This window comes from Paenibacillus sp. MABNR03, assembly GCF_050455445.1.
GTDB lineage: Bacteria > Bacillota > Bacilli > Paenibacillales > Paenibacillaceae > Paenibacillus > Paenibacillus xylanilyticus.
Genome location: NZ_JBCIYR010000001.1, coordinates 1,852,938 through 1,871,129 on the forward strand (window position 1 = coordinate 1,852,938; position 18,192 = coordinate 1,871,129).

The window sequence follows — 18,192 nt, forward strand, 5'->3', positions numbered from 1 at the left end:
ATTGACCTCTATGAAGTGGGACTTTTATTTCAGGTTCATCAGTGACATGACATCCGTCTCCCTGGCTTGGCTGTACCACTCATTTACTTCTTCGATCACTTGGTCTCCGCCTTTTTCGTGCCATTGTTTGACAAAGGTATCAAACGCTTCAAGTGGCTCATTTCCGTAAATTATTTTCGTAAAGGTTTCTTGCTCCATGGTGGTAAGCTGTTCCCACACATTCTGCATCGTTGGCGTGGGCGGACCATTAAACTCATTTGGCAGCAAGACATCCCGATTTTCATAGGAGATCCGATATCCGTCTTTGGTGGTTTGATCCTTTGAAGCGCTTTGAATAAGGACACCCGTATCGGGCTTGGCACCGTTAGCCAGATCGAAGTACGATTTGCCGGGACCGTCAACACTCGGTGTATTTTTGGTAAATGCCATTTTCCCAACACCTTGTACAGCCTCCAATGGCGTATTGAATTTCGTTGGATCGAATGTCACTTCGTCATTGACGATATCGTAATCGTATCCCTGAGCGTAGCCATATTTGAAATCGCCAGTGCTGAACGCCGCATCGTACATTTTATCGTAGTACAGGAAGAATGCCTCCATGTTTTGAAAGTCCTTGTTGAACATGAACACGCCATCGTTCAACTGGGCAGACTGGTAGGTCTTATCGCCGTTTACGCCTTGAATGGTTGGATAAGCACTGATTTTCGCACCTCCACATTTTTCTCCACGTCCTTCACACTGTCGTAAAGCCAAGGACGGCCGATGATAATGCCTGCCTTTCCTTCAGTGAAATCGGATAGTGCGTCCCAGGCGCCCTGGGTGGCCAATTCTTTGTTCAAGTACCCTTTGGAATACCAATCACGCAGCTTAGCAAGGGCATCCTTATTACCCTCAGCAACCGATCCATAGGTAAGTTTTCCGTTGTCGTTATACCATTGTCTTGGAAGGTGTTTGCCTGTATATGCACTGAATATCATCACCGGATCGCTGACCCAGCCCGTGTTGTAGGAATCCTTTCCTGAGAAAGTAAAGCCGTATGTGTCTTGTTTACCGTTACCATCCGGATCCTCAGTAGTGAACGCAGCGATGACTTGCTCAAACTCTTCCATCGTCGTCGGAGCTTTCAGCTTCAATTTGTCCAGCCAGTCCTGGCGGATCAGCATGACCTCGCCTTCCGTCAAATTCGGCGCAATGGCCATTCCGTAAACCTTGCCATCTCTTACCACAGGATTGAAGGTGGTTGGGTATTGTTTGTAAATTTCTTTGATCCGATCAGGCATGTAGGTTGAAATATCTTCCGTGATCTCCTTGACCCGTCCCGATTCGATCAAATCATTGATCAGCATGGTGTCATAGACCGGCAGAACATCCGGCAGCTTCTCGGAACCCGTCAGTGCGAGCCGCAGTTTGGTATTGTACTGGGAAGCGTCACCACCCAGCAGGGTCGTTTGGATCTTGATGCCGAGATTTTGTTCGCCCCAACGGGTCAACACATTGTCATTCAAACTTTCACCATTGATGTATTTGCCGGCATTTTCATCCTGTTGTTTCGCGATGGTAATCGTAAACGGAGGATCATATTTTCCATCCTTGAGCACCGATGCCGGTGCGGACTCAGAAGCAGTTTCCCCTTTGCTGCAGCCAGCAACAAGAATAGCCGATAACATAACCAGACTTACCATTTTCCATAAATGATTTCTTTTCTTCATGGAAACATGCCCCCTTCACTCAAACTCAATTTGTGTTCTCTGATCCAATTTTTCGTCATCATAACTATTCTTTCACAGCCCCGAGCACGATCCCCTTAACAAAATATCGTTGCAAAAAAGGATAGACCAGAATGATGGGTAACGTGCTGACAAAAATTTGGGCTGCTTTGATGCTTTGTTCCGACATGGCTGCCACCTCAGACTGACTCATCGCCATATTCTGCATATTGCTCTGCACCACAACCGTCTGCAGGAACGAAGCCAGCGGATACTTGCTCGCATCCGACATATACAGAATTCCGTCAAACCAGGAATTCCAGTGTCCAACCATAATGAACAAGGATACGGTCGCAAGTCCAGGCAGAGACAACGGTAAATAAATTTTGCTGAGGATCACGAAAAAGGATGCTCCATCAATGAATGCTGCTTCTTCCAAAGCTTTTGGAATCGTTTTGAAGAAATTGACGAGAAGGATCAGGTTATAGGCTCCGAAAGCTCCCGGCAATACGAGGGCCCAAATGGTATCCTTTAATCCCAGGTTTGTCACCAGAATGTAAGAAGGTATCAATCCTCCAGAGAAGAGCATGGTAAAGATAAAAAACCACATCAGTGCATTGCGCCCCCGAAATTCCTTGGACAGGGCATAACCTGCGCAGGTAAGGATAAACATGCTGATTGTAGTCCCCAAAACCGTTCGGGTAATGGAGGTCAGCATGGCGCCGATGAAATTGGAATTGTTGAACGTTTTAACATAGGCGTCCACGTTGAATCCGACCGGCCAAAATGACACCATGTTGCCGCTAATGGCTGCCTTGCTGCTGAGCGATTGCGCCATTAAATGCAGCAGGGGAAGAAAACACGCTAGTCCTGCCAAAATCATGAACGCATAATTAAAATACGAGAATACTCTATAGCCTGTTGTCTTATGGTACATTATCCCTCTCCCTCCTTGTTAGAATATTTTATAATTGGCATACTTGTAGGCCAGTCTGTAGGATACAACGATCAAGATCAGGCTTATACCCGACTTAAACAACCCAACCGCGGTCCCGAACCCGTACTGTCCATTTAACAAGGATGAACGGTAGACATAAGTGTCGATGATATCTCCCGTACTGTAGACAAGCGGGTTGTACAGATTGAAGACCTGATCAAAGCCCGCGTCCAGAATATTCCCCAGACTAAGCGTGGAAATGACGATAATCATTGGCAGCATGCTAGGTAAGGTAACGTACCTGATTTGCTGCCGACGTGTGGCGCCGTCGATCTCTGCCGCTTCGTAATAGGAAGGATTGATCCCCGCTATCGTTGCCAAATAGACTATCATGCCGAAGCCGAAGCTTTTCCACACATCGCTGACCACAACCGTGAATCTAAAAAGATCAGGATCACCCAAAAAGTAAATCGGATCGATCCCGAACAGCCGGGTCAAAATTTGGTTGATGCCTCCGTCTAATCCGAGAATGTCGATCATCAACCCTGCCACTGTGACCCACGACAAAAAGTGCGGCAGATACACCAATGTCTGTACACTTTTCTTAATGCCAATATTTCGGATCTCGCTCAGCAGAATAGCCATGATGATTGGAACAATAATACCAACGATAATTTTGGAAACGGCGATAATCAGCGTATTGACGATCGCTTGTGTCGCTTCTTTATACTGAAAAATCCGTTCAAAATTATCTAACCCGATCCACCGGGAACCTCCGATGCCAAGCCACGGTTTGTAGTCCTGAAACGCCATCAGCAACCCTACCATGGGGCCATAAGAAAAGATGCAGACAAACACTAAAGCGGGAATACACAGTACATACAAAGGCCAATTTTTCCTGACTTCCTTTTTCAACGAGTTTCGATGGGAAATCTTAAGTTTTGTTTTTTTTGCGGATGTAACGGTACCAATCTCGTTAATGTTGCATACCTCCTCTATGATGACACTGGGAAAGCAATCCTCGCAGTTAAGCTTAACAAAAGCGCTTTCACACCAAAATGCCAAAATTTCAAGATCATCACCCCATTCTGAATCATTTTTAAACCGCTTTCATTTTAGTAATTCGCTGCTCTTCCGCTTTCCAGTGGTTTGGCTTATATTAAAGTTACACCGACATGGAGTTATAACTTCTAGTGTTGCATTAGGAAAGGGAAATCATATGATAAGAAAAATGTACATGAAGCGATTTATCTATTTCTTTGTTTTTTTTCTGCTGCTGACGCTGAGTTTGTTTTTTGTAATGAACCGTTTGAGCTCAAAGACACTGGAAGAAAACCTGATTGTCGCTTCCAAGAACCAGCTTGATTATGTGAAGGGCATTCTAGACGGGATTATGTATGAGGCAAACATGTATGGGGTTCAGTTTGCGGCAGACAGTGATGTCCGCTTTTATCAGAGCCAGGTGATCGAGTTGAGCAATTATGATTCCCAAATGAAGAAAAATGATATTGTTGATCGATTGCGGCAAACGCTACTTTCCAGTCGATCCATTGAATCGATCGGCATCTACTGGAAGTCTGAGGAAACGTTCCTGTCCACCAACAATACGCTGGAGGCAAGACTTCCGTTCAAGGATGTTGATCAACGGGGATGGCAAATCATTGACGAAAGCTTGTATTACTTTGCCGTCTACCCTTACATCCAAAAACCAGGACAAACTGAACCAGCTCAGTATGTCGTTGGCGTGAAGCTCAATACGGAATATTTGAAAAGCCTGCTGAAAAAAGCCGTGAATAATGACAGCTCGAACGCTTTTTTTCTGTTTAATCACCAGCAATTATGGAGTCAATCAGAAGTCGACAATGATCTATTGAAAGCGGTTACCCATATGCTTTCTCCCCAGACCGAGGCAACCTTAAAATATGATTATCATACCAATTCGGATGACTACTATGTTCTATCCCGATATATTGAACCGATCGACACCTACCTGATTACATACACACGGACAAATGATTTCCTGCAGCCGCTTGACCGCAGCCGCAAAGTTTTCCTCGCCAGCATTTTAGCGGTTTTGACGCTCGGCCTGATTGTCATCTTTACGTTCTACCGGAACTATTACCGCAATATCCGTCTGCTGGAGAAGAAGTTTTTACAAGTCGAGCAAGGGAACCATAACACACGGATTACCGAAAACACCGACAAAGAGTTTTACAGCCTCTTCAGAAGCTTTAACCATATGGTCGCCGAAATCCAGGATCTGTTCGTATCCTTGAAGACCGAAACGGAACTGAGAAGAAGTGCGGAACTTCAACAATTACAAGCTCAGATTAACCCTCATTTTTTATACAACAGTTTGTTTTTCATCATGTCGGTGGCCCAGTTTTCGCCGGATTCCGTCATGCGAATGAGCAAGCATCTGGCCGAATATTACCGCTATTTAACCAAATTGGATCGGCATGAAGTCACGTTGGAAAGTGAACTTCAGTTTGCGGAACATTTCCTGGTCATTATGGCTCTCAGCAAAAAAATGGAGTACAACATCGATTTTCCGCCGGAACTGGCTTCCCTTCCCCTCATGCCGCTGATCATTCAGCCCGTAGTCGAAAACGCGATTCAACACGGAATTGAAGGTCAACAGGGAGCCCATCAGGTGACGATCGATGTAAAACAGGAAGAGGATCTGATTAAGATAAGGGTTTCGGATGACGGCAAAGGTCTAACGATGGACGAGATCCGGATGCTGGAAGCTCGGCTTGAGAGCAGCGCCTCACCTGAAGGAACTAGAGGGGTTGGGCTCTGGAATGTAAACCAGCGTCTGAAAAATACGTATGGCGAGCTAAGCGGTCTGCAGTTTTCCACCAATGAATGGGGAGGCTTGTCCGTCCTGCTGCTCATTCACAATCCCACGGAGAAAGGGGAAATTTTATGCGATTATTAATCGTTGATGACGGACATTATGTCGTTGAGTATATGAAGCACTTGCTCGATTGGAAATCCTTCGGCATCGTTCAGATCGAGACGACGACCAATTCGATTGAAGCCAGAGAAATGTTGAATCAGAGCCATATCGATATTCTGATCACTGACATCCGCATGCCCGAGGTATCGGGGATTGATTTGCTTCAACATATCCAAAACAATGGCCTGCCAACCAAAGTCATCATTCTTTCCGGCTATTCCCAGTTCGAATATGCGCAGCAAGGAATCCGTTTGGGTGCACTCGACTATTTGCTCAAACCTGTAGACAAAGATGATGTGGAGAAAGCCATGTCTAAAGCCATCAAGAACATTATAAAAACACGGCCCATTCAACCCGTCGCATGGGAAAACTTCGATGGTTTGGGGTATCTGCTTTCGCTTCTTGGAGAAAACGAAACCTTACGGGCCAAATTTGATGCTTACACTGATTTTTTAGGGGCGCGCCAATTTTGCGGCTTTAAGATGGATAATTTCACACAAGCACATGTGGATATTGTAAAACATACGATTGGAGACAAGTTGGACCGTCTTGTTTGGACTGCGGGTACCCAATTGGTCGCTTTCGTTCCGGAAGAAATTGCTGGGGAACTGACCATCACATTGAAACACTCGCTTTTGTCACCGCCCTTTTGCTTAAAAGATCGAAACGAGACCCGCCAACAATTCTACGGATTTTTCCTAAGCGAACACGTGCACTCAAGTGACTTCATGGAGTTATACAATCCATCTCCATCATGCGGTGAATGGGAGTCTGCCGGAAACATCATTAAAAAATATGATCGAATCCATCTCAGAAAGCACAAAATAATCTTTCTCATGGAGACCATCCTTTATCTATATCAGGCGGATAATAATCGGGATGCATCTGAAACTGCAGACTGGATTTTTAATCGGCTGCGAGACCCTGACGAACTTTGGTCGACCCTCATGGATAAGGTCAGCCGGATCAGGAACAACAAGCAGATGTCCATTCAAACCATTGTCGACAAAGTGCAAACATACATCGAAGACCATCTTTCACATGGCCTTAGCCTGGATGAACTGGGAAAAGTCGCACATCTTCATCCTGTCTACCTTTCCAAACTTTTTAAACAGGAGACAGGAGAAAATGTGTCAAACTACATTTCGAGGAAAAGGTTGGAGGAGGCTTCCCGGCTGCTGCAGGAATCTGAACTCCGCATAGCCGATATCGCACAAATGGTCGGTTACAAAAAAAATCAATATTTTATCCAGTTGTTCAAGGAAGAATACGGGGTTACACCCTACCAATACCGCAGAAACATAATCCACCAATAAAACTGCAAGCACTGGTGTGATGTTAGTGCTGGTGCTGAGGTCACGCGCCAGTGCTCACCTCTACGACCTCCCAAGTTAGAAGTTGTCCTGCTCAGGACAAGGAATTATACCGGTATAACAAAAAAAGCCGCTAATAGCGACTTTCAACGGGGCTCTTCATCAACCTCTGAGGCTGAGCCTCTCCATTTTTGCTTTCAAGGCGTTTTCACTGGCAGCTTGCCGCCTGGTTTCTGTTGGCCAAGCAGCACGTTGATCCCCGCTTTTGTATTTGGCTCCTGCTTTCCGTATACGGCAAGTCCCGAGCGCACATTATTCAAATAAATTGTCTCGTACGGGTTGCCCAGCGACAACAGCGTGTATCGTTGATTCCTCCTGTTCATCGCATCGATTAAGGTTTGATAATCGGACCATCCGAACTGACTGGCTACGTTACGGAACTGGTACGAAGCCAGGATGACGTAATCCGCCTTGCCTATCGCCTGAAGGGCTTCATTCGTTTTCCCCTGGCTCACCACAGCAATTTCCGTCTCTAGCGATAGACTGTTTGCGGCTTGCAGCAGCTGCTTCTCGAGCTGCTTCGCCTGATCCTCTTCTGCTGCGACAATAACAACCTGATCGCCTTGCCGAATTAGATCCGGTTGCTCACCTTCGCGGCTGGCCAATAATGTAACTGCTCGCTCTGCGATTTCACGTTCTACGGTGCGATGCTCCTTCGATCCAATGATATCGTTAAGTCTGGCTAGCTTATAGGTAAGGGTTTCGCTGCGTTCAAACAATCCATACTTCGCTTTCAATTCCAGAATTCGCTTCACGGAAGAATGAATGGTTTCGGTTGGGATATTGCCGCTATTCACCGCATTCACCAGCGTTTGATGTGCAGCTGCCGAATCTTGCGGCATAAGAATGATATCAACACCAGCGGAGACAGCACGTTCCACCGCTTGGTTCTCCCCAAAATGCTCTGCGATTGCATCCATGGTAAAGGCGTCCGAAACGATGAGACCTTCATACCCCAGCTCCTCCCGAAGCAGTCCGGTCAGTACCTTTTTGGATAACGTGGCAGGGATCGGCACGCTAGTCCCGTCTTTGAGTGAAGTGACATGCTCGTTATCTATTGCAGGGAAAGCAATATGTGCGGTCATGATCATCTCTACCCCGTTCTCAATCGCAGCCCGAAACGGTTTCAGTTCTACTGCATCGAGCCGCTCACGGTTATGTGGCAGCACCGGCATTCCGAGATGGGAATCTACTGTCGTATCGCCATGCCCCGGAAAATGCTTGACTGCCGCAATCACCTCTGATTTCTGTAGTCCCGTTATCGCTGCGAGACCAAGCCGTGTTACCAAATCCGCATCCGAGCCAAACGACCGCATGCCGATGATCGGATTGTCAGGATTGCTGTTGATGTCAAGCACTGGTGCAAAATTGACTTGCACCCCCAGTGCCTTCAACTCCTCCCCTGTCAACTGTCCGGCCGCTTCGGCTAGCGCTGTGTCTCCGGTTGCACCAAGCGCCATTTGCCCCGGCAGATTCGTCCCGCCTGGGATTCGCTTAATAACGCCTCCTTCTTGGTCGATGCTAAGAAACATAGGAATGTCTCCTGCTTCCTTTTGGATATTGTGTGTGAACGTTGTGACCTGCCTAACATCTACAATATTTTTGTCGAATAGAATAAGTCCGCCCAAATCCTGATCGTGAATACTTCGTTTCAGCCCTTCATTAACAGTGGTTGTCACTTTACCGTTCCATTGCCTAATATCAGGCATGAGCATTTGGCCGACTTGCTCACTTACGGTCATATAGGATATCAGCTTGTCCCAATCTTGCGTTTGAATAGCTGCTTCGCGTTCAAACCGAATCACTCGCGCCATGAATACAGCATATTCCGCTCGTGTGACAGATCGATTCGGACGATAGGTGCCATCTGAATATCCGCCAACCAAACCGTTTGAACTCAAGATGAGAATAGGCGCTTCTGCCCAATGCTTTTCCGTATCTGTCAAACTTACGGATTGCTTGCCTTCCACGAGTGGATATGCACGTGTAAGGAATGCCGCAGTCTCTGCGCGACTAATTGGAGCATCCGGATGGAAGGTGCCGTTAGGAAATCCGCTGGCAAGTCTATGTTTAGCCGCTATGGCGATTTCGCGATAAAACGGATGTGTTGTCGGAACATCCGAATATGCCGTGCCTTGCACTGCTTTCTGAAGCTCTTGCGGATATAGCTCCCGCACCATAAAAGTGACCGCTTGTGCACGTGTGACCAGCCCCTCGGGCTTAAATATCCCATTGCCATAGCCAGCCACTGTTCCCCGTTCCGACATATATGCAATGCCATCTTCTGCCCACTTGGAATGCTGCAGATCGACAAACTTTGCTTCCGCTGCTGCACTGCCTGCCCATACGAGCATAGAACCGAGAACGGCACCGATCATTGTCATTAGTTTTACTTGCATCTGTTTCACCCCTGCTGTTGTCTATATATGATGAATAGACGCTTCATATATACATTTTGTTGCGTTTATTGGTGTCAACTGGCGTGTCCACCATTCGTTATAGCTCAAAACAATTTCAATTATTCACTTGTACCAATATTATCCTCTAAAAGCAAAAAAGCCGCTAAGCAGCGACTTTTTTTTCCTTTTCGGTAATTGGTAGCTCTAGGTTGTATCTGATACCTAATATCATTCTATATTTTTACCCGTCCACAACCTGACACGATCTTTAATCCATTCCGTATATTGTTTCTCCATGGCTACTGCTCCTGCATCATCAATTTCCTTGATCATATTGTCATAAATGGAATCAAAGGCGTCCGGAGAGGCGGTGATTGCTTCAGCGATCCGTTTCTGGATAATATCCTGCGTTTTTTGATATACGACATTGTAATCCCCGCTATCTGAAGGAATCGGCATATTGTAAGCCGCACCCCACTCTTTTACAGGGAATTCTTCCTCGGAAGGAAACAAATCTTTCCAGGTCGTGATGCCATAACCTTGAAGAGCTTCTTTTTCCACCTCGGAATAATTCTGTTGAATCTGTCCAGGATAATTGGTCGTGAAGTAATTGTCCGTCGAATCTTTGACACCATCACCATAATGAGCGCCAAAAATATAGTACAGCCCTATGCCCGTTTCTTTGGTGAATGTGTTGTTGTCCTTATTTTTCCGCTCCTGAACATCTGTCGGAATCGTGCGCTTTCCATCTTCCACAACGTAGTGCTCGCCTTCAATGCCCCAGTTTCTTAAAATTTGCCCTTCTTCGGAAGACATCCAATCCAGGAATTTAATGGCTCGAACAGGATCTTCGCAGTCAACTGTAATGCCGATGCCATAACCGTCAAAACCGATATCCTGGAAGTCTTTTCGTTTAAAGGTTTCGTCCAGCGTCACTGGGTAATATCCGTATGTCATATCGTCCTTGCCCGCGCTTTTCAGTGCATTTTCCGCGTCACTATAGCCCCAGTTTGGATCCAGCAGCGATAGTACACGACCGCTGGCAATTTTGGACTTATACTGATCATCCTTCTGAACAAAGCTGTCTTTATCCAGTAGACCTTCATTGAACATCTTGTTCAACCAACGGAAATACTCCTTCTCCTCAGGCCGTTTATAATGCAAAATGGCCTCGTAAGTGTCCGGGTTGATATAATACTCGCCATCCCCGGGGCCTCCGGTTGCCATAGCGGCAGGATCGGTTACGGTGATCATTCGTCGCCACCCGTCTGCGCTTAGTGTTAAAGGGATCGTTGGTTGCCCATCTTCTGTTGTGGGATGTTTCTCGTAATATTGTTTCAACACCTTTTCGAAATCGTTTAAGGTTTTGATCTCCGGATACCCCAGTTCCTTGACTACGCGATGCTGAATGGCTGCGCCATTGTTAGCATCAAAACTGATTTGGTCAATGGCACCATTGGTCGGTATCCAATAAATTGAAGGATCGTCGTTGCTATATTTTAAACGATTGAAATGCTCTCCATAAATTTTTTTCAGATTCGGTGCGTGCTCTTCGATTAATTCCGTCAAATCAATCATGGCCCCAGCATCAACGAGTCTTGTTAAGTTTCCTTTGGGGAAAATCAAATCCGGATAATCACCACTGGCAGCCATAAGCGAGATGCGGTCGTTCCCTCCACCGCTTGAAATATCGTACTCCGCATCAATGGTTACACCTGTTTTTTCAGAGATTTTTTGGCCTACCTCATCCTGCATCTTGTTCCAATTTGGACTTGCGTCAGCTCCGAAGAAGGTAAATGTGATCGGACCATTAGAATTACTGTTGCTCGTACTGGAATTGTCTGTCGAATCTCCGCATCCAGAAATAATCATTATACTTGTCAAAAGGCATGCTCCAAACGTTTTTGAGACATTTCTCATTCTATTCTGCCCCCTATAATTATTCAGTGTTTTCAAATTGGGAATGCGCTTTCAAGATATTTGAGACAGAGTCATCTTCAAAAATGATCCTCCTTTGTTGGCTGTATCTTGTTTTCTCACACTTATACTAGTATGGAAATGAAAACCCAAACCTTGATTTTTAAGACATCATTATAGGATGATATAGACATGAATTCAGTGGTTGAGGTGGGGATATATTGAAAAAGATTCCTTTGCGATGGTTTACCCGTGACGAAGAATTTCCGTTTTTCATACAATACGGAGGTCATTCTGAAGACTTTTATTTACATAAACATATGGATTTCGCTGAACTTGTCGTTGTTCTTCATGGACATGCAACCCATATCGTAGATGATGAAGTTTCATTCATTAAAAAAGGTCATGTATTTGTTATCAGTGGTGAAACGAGCCATGCCTATAAAGACCCTTGTGATTTTAAAATATGCAATATCATGTTTAGACCTGAAATATTACAGCACCATCTCGGATCTGATTTACTTACTTTTGACGGCTACCATTCGATGTTTGTTTTGGAACCGCTTTATCGAAATTCCCCTTCGGAAAAAAGTCAAATGGTTATGTCGTTAAACGATTTCGATTACATCGAATCGTTTATAGCCGACATGATCAATGAATATCATTTGAAGCAGCCCGCCTACCAAACTCTGTTGACTTCAAAACTAACCGAATTGATAGTCTATTTATCGAGATACCACCAATCGAATGGAAAGTCATCCGATGGCCAATTCATGCATTTGGCTGCAGCAATATCATATATTGAAGACCATTTTCTGGAACAGATTACACTGGAGGAAATTGCTTCACAATGCAATATATCTATCAGGCATCTGAATAGAATTTTCAAATCTTTTTACCAGACGTCCCCAATGGCTTACCTCAAACGTTTGCGCTTGGAGAGAGCTTGTCAACTCTTGAGATTAACCGATCTGTCCATTACGCAGGTCTCCTACCAATCCGGGTTCAATGACAGCAATTACTTTGCGAGACAATTCAGGCAGACGTATAAGATGTCACCTAAGTTGTTCAGACAGAGTGAGTTAACATAAGGACTTCATTGCAAACAATCAAAAATCCCCTCTGGATTTCAGGAAGATTGCACAATGTTGCGCTCTCTTTGCCCTGTCCACCATGAGGGGATTGTTTGACTAATACGCTGGCTCTGCTTGATGCATAGCACGCTTCAATTAATTATTTATTAAAAGTGATCTTCTCCAAATCGCCATCCAGAATGATCGATGTCTCCCGCGGCTTCGTTTCCGCGATTTTGCGGCCGCCTCTGAACGAATATAGAACTCCGGCCTGCTTGCGAATGGCCTCATACTCATTCTCTGCTTCAAGAACGATAAAGTTGGCCGGCTTCCCTTCTTCAATGCCGTACACATCCTCAATGTGCAACGTTCTTGCGCTGTTCTTAGTAATGAGATCAATCGAATTTACGATTTGATCGTAACCGAGCAACTGGGAAGCATGGATCCCCATGTGCAACACCTGAAGCATGTTGCCCGTGCCCAGCGGATACCATGGATCGAAGATGTCATCGTGACCGAAGCATACGTTAAGACCCGCTTCCTGCAGCTCTTTGACGCGAGTCAGTCCTCTTCTTTTCGGATACGTGTCAAAGCGGCCTTGCAGGTGGATGTTGACCAGAGGATTGGAGACAAAATTCAGGTCAGCCATCTTCAACAATCTGAACAATTTGTACGTATAGGCGTCGTTGTATGACCCCATCGCCGTCGTATGGCTTGCTGTTGTACGGGAACCCAGTCCGCGTTCGTAAGCTTCCTTGGCAACGACTTCCACGAAACGGGATTGCTCGTCATCGATCTCGTCACAATGGATGTCGATGAGACGGTCGTATTTTTCGGCAAGGTCAAACGCAACCTTCATCGAATCCACACCATATTCTCTCGTGAATTCGAAGTGCGGAATGCCGCCAACCACGTCAACGCCCATTTTCAGTGACTCTTCCAGCAATTCTGCGCCGTTCGGGTAGGAGTGAATGCCTTCCTGCGGGAAAGCGACCAGCTGGATGTCCATGTATGGTGCCATTTCTTCTTTCACTTCAAGCATCGCTTTAACTGCGGTCAAGGTTGGATCGGTAACGTCCACATGCGTCCGTACATGCTGGATCCCCTGAGCAAGCTGCCATTTCAGTGCTGTTTTGGAGCGCGTTTTGACGTCTTCATGCGTCAGGAATGCCTTGCGTTCCGACCAACGCTGGATGCCTTCGAACAGCGTTCCGCTCAAGTTCCATCCCGGCTCGCCCGCCGTCAACGTTGTATCGAGATGAATATGAGGTTCAATGAATGGCGGCAGTACAAGCATGCCGTTGACATCAATGACTTCCTCGTTTGCAGCTGCTTCCTGCGCTTGTGTGATCTGTCCGAACTTCCCGTCTTTCACGACGATATTCCATAGACCTTCTTTACCCCGCAATTTCGCGTTCTGTATAATCATTTATTTTCCCCTTTTCTTTGGATTGTTTGGCAGATACGATCAGCATCAACACGATGTAAGCCACCGCCGTACCGATCAGTGCGTTTAATGGTGTTACTCCTGGGGCCAGCTGAGCGAACGCAACGCCGATGGCCCAAGCTACCATCGCTATCCAGTTTACCTTCTTGAAAGTCATGTCGGCAAACGGTTTATAATTTCTGCGCTTCACGAAAAAGTAGTCCGCGATGATAATCGCCCCGATGGACGGTACCGCCGCGCCAAGCACATTCAGAAAACCAACAAAGTTGTTGTACATCCACATGGCGAATATGGTACCCACGGTACCGTTTACGATAACAATGAGCTTTTTCGAAATTTTAGTAATGTTGGCAAAACCGAGCCCGGAGGCGTATAAGGCATTGTCGTTTGTCGTCCAGATATTCAACCCCAGAACGATGATCGCTGGAATGATCAAACCTTGCAGGAACATGACCTCTGAGATGTCTGCCAGGTTATACGCCATTGCGCCTACAGCGCCGAACAGGAACATGAGTGAGTTACCCAGGAAAAAGGCAATAACCGTTGCGGTAACTGCCTGCCGGGACGTCTGGGAAAACCGGGCAAAATCGGGTGTCAGCGTACCGCCGCTAATGAATGAACCTATACAAATCGTTAATGCCGCTGCCGCAGTCAGTGTCTGTGTGGGTGTGTAATCGAGCAGTCCTTGCAAACCGCCAAGCGTATCTGCGCCTTCTAGCATGGAGTAACCGCCGAGAATCGCAATTGCAGGGACCGCAATATAGCCCAGAATGACAAGTGACTTCATACCGAAGATGGCTGTTGCCGTCATGGCGAGACCAAACAGGAGAATCAACAGATACACATTCCAATCCATTGCTTTTGCAACCGGGATTGCGAACATGGCCACTCCAACGCCAAACCATCCGACCTGCGTGAAGCCGAGCAGGAACGATGGCAAGTATGACCCTTTCTCACCGAACGAATATTTGGCCAGCAAATGCGTGGACAGTCCCGTTTTGGCAGCGATATGTGCCAGCGCTCCCGTATAGATACCAAGCACCAGATTGCCCGCCAGTACAATCCCAATAAACTCCATGAACGTCAAGCTGACTCCCAAGGTTCCTCCTGCCAGCATGCTTGCCGAAAAGAAGGTGAATCCGAGCATCACGGATAACGTCTTCCAAAATTGGTTTCTCTGCGTTTTTGGCACCTCTTGCCACGAAAACTCTTGATCTTGTTTGCTCATCAGAATACCTCCAACTTAAAGTGTCCTGATACCAAGAAAGCAGAAAAAAGAGGCTACTCGTCAAGTCTCACTGACAAGTAGCCTCTTTTTTGCATCATAACCCGCGCGAAGACGCGGAGCATCCCCAGACGGAATATGCCCTGTTCCACGCGTGATTATAAAAATCCGCTGCCCTTGCCAGCCTCTCTGGACTGAATTAAAGGTACCAGTATTCAATTACATTCTATTATTTTGAAAAAGCCCGCAGTTGTCAATGTCATTATTATCCATTGGTTATAAACCAGCTATGCGAACGTTGTCAGCCCGCGGATTAATCTATAAAAAAAATTATAAATTTAGTTCTCCTCCTCTACTGCCATAACCTCTCTTGCTGCTTCTATGAACGATAACAGGATTGGTGAAAGCCACTTGTCTTTGTGCCATAGCATCTGTGTATATACGTGCAAGTCAGGTATTTGCCATGGAAGAGCAACAAGATCACCGCGTTGAACTTCAGCTTCGGCTGTTATTTCAGGAAGAAAAGCAATACCGATTCCCGCTATTGCACATTGTTTAATGGCTTCGGCATTTTGAAACTCCAAATATGTAATACTATCAATGCCCTTTTGCTCAAATGCCCGGTCAAACATGGTTCGATAGGTGCAGCCCTTTTCATTGGTCAGGAAAACTTCACCGTGAAAATCCTCCAGCTGTAGTGCAGTTCGTTTCGCAAGTGGATGGTCCGGAGTGGCGAAAAAGCGGAATGTTTCTTCCAGCATCGGTTCCACTGCAAGTCCCGTTGAGCGAATGGGCTCGTCCAACATAAAAACAACATCCGCCGTTCCTTCAAAAAGCGTTTCCTTGAGCTGCTGATTGGGAACAGACCGAAAGATAAGTCGAACTCCGGGATGACGCGAACGAAATAGGTGAAAAACAACGGGAAGCCGATAAGCGCAAAGAACCTCGTTAGCACTGATCGTTAGGGTACCACTCAGCGTTTCATTGTCATGTATGTCGCTGCGAGCTTCATCCAGCTTGTCCAGAACGCTTTGGACATGAGTTAAAAAACGTTTACCCGCAGTTGTGAGAACGAGCTGTTTGCCAAGACGGTCAAAAAGACGAACACCAAGTTCGTCCTCCAATGCTTTGATTTGCATCGTCACGTTCGAGGGGACATAATTCAGCACTTCCGCAGCCCGAGTGAAATTCAATGTGGATGCCACCGTGCGGAACGTATTCAGTTGGCGTAATTCCATCGTACGATCTCCCTTTTACTATCAAAATTATTGAATGCAGATTTCAATTTCATTCACTTTATTTGAGGGTACCACAGGCCTATACTGACTACAAGAAATTACATTTTACCTGTGTGGTTTCTATTTTGAAGGGAGCGACAAAACAATGGACTATGAAATTTTGATTTGGGTGACGTAACTTTGCAATCAGGTGTGACGTTGCCAAGCGCTTTTCTTGCGTATAAGACGTATGGAAGATTGAATGAAAAAAAAGATAACGTCATCATTTATCCAACGGCATTTGGTGACCAGCATGTTCAAAATGAATGGTTGATTGGAAACGGCATGGCACTGGATCCGGAGAAATATTTCATTATCGTTCCGAATCTGCTGGGGAACGGATTATCCTCCTCTCCCAGCAACACACCTCCACCATTTGACCGGGCTAATTTTCCAAGGGTAACCATCTATGACAACGTACAATTACAGTATCGGCTGGTGACTGAAAAATTCGGCATTCAAAAGATCGCTCTCGTCCTAGGATGGTCAATGGGAGGCATTCAAGCGTTCCAATGGGGAGCAAGTTATCCCGACATGGTGGAGCGAATTGCACCTATCGCCGGAGTTGCGAAGACTTGGCCTCATACCTTTGTGGTCATGGATGGAGTGAGCTCCACTTATGGCTGTCGCTCATTTCGATTCAAGTAAGCTAAACCAATTGACATCAGCAGACATGCGCGCTGTTGGCCGAGCCTATGCGGGATGGGGCTTTTCACAAGCATTTTACAGAGAGGAACTTTATCGCGAGCTGGGATATGATACAGTGACAGATTTTGTGGCAGGCTTCTGGGAAAATATCTTTATGACAATGGATCCGCATAATGTGCTGACCATGTTATGGACAGGCCAGTTTGCAGATATTAGTGCAAACCCCTCGTATAACGGGGATTTCGATAAGGCACTTCGAAGCATAAAAGCGCTTGCCTGCATCATGCCTGGAAGCACAGATCTCTTCTGTACAGCTGATGATAACGAATACGAGGCTAAGCTTATTCCCAATGCTGTATTTAGTCCGATCGAGTCGATCTGGGGCCACTTTGCCGGACGTGGGATCAACAGTGCTGACAATACATTTATAGTTGATAATCTAAAACGCTTGTTGGCGCTTAGTACAAATGGATAAAGGATTGGAATGAAGTTTCGCCTGTTTCGGAGATCAAATGACCGCTCTTATGTGTACTCCAGTGCGCTACTCCGTATTCTTGTTCATATATCTCCTTATGTTAGCTATTTCGCATCAGACCACTTCGATCATGAAGTGGTCTTTTTTTGCATCCGACGATATGTCGGCATATATGTGCTGCAGTTGACTCATTGTTTCCCCCATCGGAAGGAGCCTTCGGTGCAAACTACTCTAAACTCCTTAAGGTGCTCCGCAAGCTCCTCTTCTCCAAAATTGAATCCGCTTTTTAGTACGAAAACGGGAAAAATCCTTTTAGGTAACAGAAAAAATACGCCCAAATTTTCAATCAATGTATTTTATTTATAATACTACCTTGACAGTCACAGTAGTGTGTCGTATTATACAGATGCGAGGTGATTACATGAGCCAGAACAAAATTACATCCGACCTACTGCGCGGCCATACCGATACGATGATATTACGGCTCTTATCCGAAGCTGACAGATATGGGTACGAGATTGTTAAAATGATTGCCGAACGCTCGGGCGGTGAGTACGAATTAAAAGAAGCCACAATGTACTCCAGCGTACGGCGACTTGAAGCGGAGGGCGATATCGAGTGGTATTGGGGCGATGAATCTCAAGGTGGACGTCGTAAATATTTCCGGATTACCGAAAAAGGTAAGGCAACGCATGCTAGCAACAAAGACAACTGGGAGTACGCCAAGCGTGTTCTTGAAAACTTATTATGAGG

Annotated in this window: 13 protein-coding genes and 1 pseudogene; 5 read left to right on the forward strand and 9 right to left on the reverse strand. The window is 45.9% G+C overall.

Annotated features, from left to right (window positions below):
* Positions 1–24: 24 nt before the first annotated feature.
* From AAIH57_RS07740 to AAIH57_RS07755, 4 genes are all read right to left on the reverse strand, one after another.
* Positions 25–753 (reverse strand): hypothetical protein, encoded by a 729-nt coding sequence (locus AAIH57_RS07740; RefSeq protein ID WP_430021357.1) that lies wholly within the window; start codon positions 751–753, stop codon positions 25–27.
* Positions 672–1,709 (reverse strand): extracellular solute-binding protein, encoded by a 1,038-nt coding sequence (locus tag AAIH57_RS07745; RefSeq protein ID WP_430021172.1) that lies wholly within the window; start codon positions 1,707–1,709, stop codon positions 672–674. The genes AAIH57_RS07740 and AAIH57_RS07745 overlap by 82 nt, the downstream gene beginning before the upstream one ends.
* Before the next feature lie 64 nt (positions 1,710–1,773).
* Positions 1,774–2,643 (reverse strand): carbohydrate ABC transporter permease, encoded by an 870-nt coding sequence (locus AAIH57_RS07750; RefSeq protein ID WP_175398934.1) that lies wholly within the window; start codon positions 2,641–2,643, stop codon positions 1,774–1,776.
* A gap of 18 nt (positions 2,644–2,661) precedes the next feature.
* On the reverse strand, positions 2,662–3,456 hold the full coding sequence (locus tag AAIH57_RS07755; protein WP_430021173.1) for an ABC transporter permease: 795 nt from the start codon (positions 3,454–3,456) through the stop codon (positions 2,662–2,664).
* Positions 3,457–3,862: 406 nt separating this feature from the next.
* Here AAIH57_RS07755 and AAIH57_RS07760 point away from each other — a divergent pair, with 406 nt between their 5' ends.
* Positions 3,863–5,584 carry a sensor histidine kinase gene (locus AAIH57_RS07760; RefSeq protein WP_430021174.1) on the forward strand — a complete coding sequence of 574 codons (1,722 nt, stop codon included), beginning with the start codon at positions 3,863–3,865 and terminating at the stop codon, positions 5,582–5,584.
* Positions 5,572–6,921 carry a response regulator transcription factor gene (locus AAIH57_RS07765; protein WP_430021175.1) on the forward strand — a complete coding sequence of 450 codons (1,350 nt, stop codon included), beginning with the start codon at positions 5,572–5,574 and terminating at the stop codon, positions 6,919–6,921. Before AAIH57_RS07760 ends, AAIH57_RS07765 begins: the two co-directional genes overlap by 13 nt.
* A gap of 194 nt (positions 6,922–7,115) precedes the next feature.
* Here AAIH57_RS07765 and AAIH57_RS07770 read toward each other — a convergent pair whose 3' ends face one another.
* Together AAIH57_RS07770 and AAIH57_RS07775 are read right to left on the reverse strand one after the other, a co-directional pair.
* The gene (locus AAIH57_RS07770) at positions 7,116–9,377 is read right to left on the reverse strand and encodes a glycoside hydrolase family 3 N-terminal domain-containing protein (RefSeq protein ID WP_430021176.1); all 2,262 of its coding nucleotides are present in this window, start codon (positions 9,375–9,377) and stop codon (positions 7,116–7,118) included.
* 228 nt (positions 9,378–9,605) lie between these two features.
* Positions 9,606–11,297: an ABC transporter substrate-binding protein gene (locus AAIH57_RS07775; protein ID WP_430021177.1), complete on the reverse strand. Its 1,692-nt coding sequence runs from the start codon at positions 11,295–11,297 to the stop codon at positions 9,606–9,608.
* Positions 11,298–11,515: 218 nt separating this feature from the next.
* Here AAIH57_RS07775 and AAIH57_RS07780 point away from each other — a divergent pair, with 218 nt between their 5' ends.
* On the forward strand, positions 11,516–12,385 hold the full coding sequence (locus AAIH57_RS07780) for a helix-turn-helix domain-containing protein (protein WP_430021178.1): 870 nt from the start codon (positions 11,516–11,518) through the stop codon (positions 12,383–12,385).
* 142 nt (positions 12,386–12,527) lie between these two features.
* Here AAIH57_RS07780 and AAIH57_RS07785 read toward each other — a convergent pair whose 3' ends face one another.
* From AAIH57_RS07785 to AAIH57_RS07795, 3 genes are all read right to left on the reverse strand, one after another.
* A complete protein-coding gene (locus tag AAIH57_RS07785; RefSeq protein ID WP_430021179.1) occupies positions 12,528–13,796 on the reverse strand; it encodes a cytosine deaminase in 1,269 nt (422 codons plus the stop codon).
* Positions 13,765–15,042, reverse strand: a complete 1,278-nt coding sequence (codB, locus tag AAIH57_RS07790) for a cytosine permease (RefSeq protein WP_430021180.1) — start codon at positions 15,040–15,042, stop codon at positions 13,765–13,767. The genes AAIH57_RS07785 and codB overlap by 32 nt, the downstream gene beginning before the upstream one ends.
* Positions 15,043–15,377: 335 nt before the next feature.
* The gene (locus AAIH57_RS07795) at positions 15,378–16,277 is read right to left on the reverse strand and encodes a LysR family transcriptional regulator (RefSeq protein WP_430021181.1); all 900 of its coding nucleotides are present in this window, start codon (positions 16,275–16,277) and stop codon (positions 15,378–15,380) included.
* Between the two features lie 145 nt (positions 16,278–16,422).
* Between AAIH57_RS07795 and AAIH57_RS07800 the strand changes: the two are divergent.
* Both AAIH57_RS07800 and AAIH57_RS07805 read left to right on the forward strand, forming a co-directional pair.
* Positions 16,423–17,439 (forward strand): annotated as a pseudogene (locus AAIH57_RS07800) (alpha/beta fold hydrolase).
* Positions 17,440–17,860: 421 nt separating this feature from the next.
* Positions 17,861–18,190 carry a PadR family transcriptional regulator gene (locus AAIH57_RS07805; protein WP_090899236.1) on the forward strand — a complete coding sequence of 110 codons (330 nt, stop codon included), beginning with the start codon at positions 17,861–17,863 and terminating at the stop codon, positions 18,188–18,190.
* Positions 18,191–18,192 lie beyond the last annotated feature (2 nt).